The organism is uncultured Thiodictyon sp. (genome assembly GCF_903828115.1).
In the GTDB taxonomy this organism is placed as follows: domain Bacteria; phylum Pseudomonadota; class Gammaproteobacteria; order Chromatiales; family Chromatiaceae; genus Thiodictyon.
Genome location: NZ_CAIKKU010000728.1, coordinates 1 through 2,345, shown reverse-complemented (window position 1 = coordinate 2,345; position 2,345 = coordinate 1). Strand labels below are relative to the sequence as shown.

At 67.0% G+C, this 2,345-nt stretch carries 2 protein-coding genes; both read right to left on the bottom strand.

The window, feature by feature from the left end; translation table 11 throughout:
- Positions 1 to 196: 196 nt before the first annotated feature.
- The gene (locus QZY48_RS27120) at positions 197 to 1,261 is read right to left on the bottom strand and encodes a glycosyltransferase family 4 protein (RefSeq protein ID WP_295436686.1); all 1,065 of its coding nucleotides are present in this window, start codon (positions 1,259 to 1,261) and stop codon (positions 197 to 199) included.
- A 294-nt stretch (positions 1,262 to 1,555) separates the two neighbouring features.
- Positions 1,556 to 2,164: a DUF4124 domain-containing protein gene (locus tag QZY48_RS27115; RefSeq protein ID WP_295436684.1), complete on the bottom strand. Its 609-nt coding sequence runs from the start codon at positions 2,162 to 2,164 to the stop codon at positions 1,556 to 1,558.
- Positions 2,165 to 2,345 lie beyond the last annotated feature (181 nt).

The window sequence follows — 2,345 nt, the reverse complement described above, 5'->3', positions numbered from 1 at the left end:
TGTCGTTGTCGTTGTCGTTGTCGTTGTCGTTGTCGTTGTCGTTGTCGTTGTCGTTGTCGTTGTCGTTGTCGTTGTCGTTGTCGTAATCGAGGTTATCGTAGCGCCCCCGATTCTCTCGCACACCAAATTGCATCGCTTCTCCGATTACGACAACGACAACGACAACGACTTCGCGGACCCACTGCCGCACTCAAATTCAGGGATCCGGGTCCGCCAAGACCTGCCGATAAACCGCCTCGGTCCCGTCCACCATGGTCTCCAGCGAGAAGTGACTCAGATAGCGGGCCCGGCCCTGGGCCCCGAGACGGCCGCGCAGCCCGGGGTCGGCGGCCAGGCGGACCAGCGCGGCGGCGAGCGCCGCCGCGTCCTCCGCCGGGACCAGGAGCCCGGTCTCACCGTCCGCCACCACCTCTGGGATGCCCCCGACACGGGCGGCGATGACCGGCAGGCCGACCGCCGCCGCCTCCGCCAGGGTCAGCGACAGGGCCTCGCGCCGCGAGGGCGCCAGCACCAGGTCCAGTTCACGCATCCACTGGGGTGCGGCATCGCGAAAGCCCAGAAAGTGTACCCGGTCCGCGACCCCGACGGCCGCCGCGCGCGCGCGCATCGCCCTACCCCAGGGCGTGGAGTCGTCCCCGATCAGGACCAGATGGATCAGGTCCGGACAGGCGGCGAGCGCATCGATGGCCAGGTCCTGCCCCTTGGCGCGCACCAGCCGGGCCACGATACCGCACAGGACAGTCTCGGCGGGCAGCCCCAGCGAGGCCCGCAAGACCGGATGCGGCGGCAGGCGCAGTGGGTCGGCCACCCCATGGTGGACCACGCTGATCCGCCGCGGGTCATAGCCCTGCGCGACCAGAAACCCGGCCACCGCGGCGCTCACCGCGATGATCCGGTCCGCACGGCCGAAATGCTTGCCGGCATTGGTGGAATGGGCCGTGGCCACCACCGGAACCCCGGCGAGGCGCCCGCCCAGGCCGGCATAGAAGGCACCGCGGGTGAGATGGCCGTGGATCAGATCGGCCCCCCAGCGCCGGGCCGCCCGCGCCAGCATGACCAGCGACCAGGCGTCGAAGAACCCGTGCATCGGCAAGTGGTAACAGGCGAGCCCGGCCGCCCGGAAGCGCTGCGCCAGCCACGAATCCCCCGGCCCGGCAAAGGCGACCGAGTGCCCGCGGGCACTCAGGCCGCACGCCAATTCCGACAGGTGCATCTCCGCCCCCCCGTAGGAGTGACTGTGCAACACGAACAGGATCTTCATGACTGCCGGCGCAACGGCCGCGTCCTCGGGGCATTGTGATGACGTGGCAGGCATTATCGCCGACAATGGGCCACCGGGCGGGCCGGGGCGCGTGCACCCAAGTCAGGGAATTGCTCACACAAAGACACAAAGAACAGAAATAACACAAGAAAAACAGATTATTGACGGCGTTGGCCCGATCACCGCGCGGGTGACCTCCCCGACCTGCATAGCGCTCTGAAAATCGTTGCGATCTTTGTGTCTCTGTGTGAGAGCTGCTTTTGCTAAGGCGAAGGCCCGCGCCATCGCTCGCGATCACCGGTGATGGGAGACCACCGCGCCGTTTCCCGAATCGTTGTTGCCATTGCGGCCGACGGACGCACAGGAACTCGGGCTCCCGCTGCCGCCATCACCCTTGCCGGCCGATGCGCAACCCTCGCCGGGGTCCCCCCTGGCAACCCGGCTCGTGCGTCGCTTGCCACTGGCGGTTGCCCGTTTCGCCTCAGCTTTCGGCGGGCCATGGCGGTATTTCGCCATCTCCTCGTGCACCCGGTCGCGCTGGGCCTGTGACAGCGTTTCATAATCATGGTAGCCGGTTGCATCCAAGGCCTGTTGCCTGGCCTCCTGATATGTCAGCATCCGTTGCGAAGCTTGCCTGGGGCGCGCCGCGCGGGCCTCCTTGTCGCGATCCTTTCGTTCCCTGGCCGCCGCCTTGCGCGCGGCCTCTTCTCTCTTTTCAATCCCCCGCACCTGCTCCATGATCGAATAGGGGTCATGGGCAGGGGCCTTTGATCCGCGCGAACCCGTGGCCTCCCCCTGATACTCACGGGTCAGCGTATCCGCCGGACAGGCAAGGTCCGACAGGGTGACACTGCCGTCGGCCTGGGTGCACCGGTAGATGCCGGCGGCCTGGACGATCGACACGGCCGACACCAGCAGGGTCAGGGTGAACCTCGCCACACTTGCTCGAATGGACATTGCGCTGTTGCTCCGCTATCGGTTGGCCGATCGGCTTGGCATCGCTTCGCTCAACCCAAATCATCGCACGTCAGGAACCCCGCGCGCCAGAGGTCGCTGGTCCGCACAGCGGACCCTACGGGCGCGG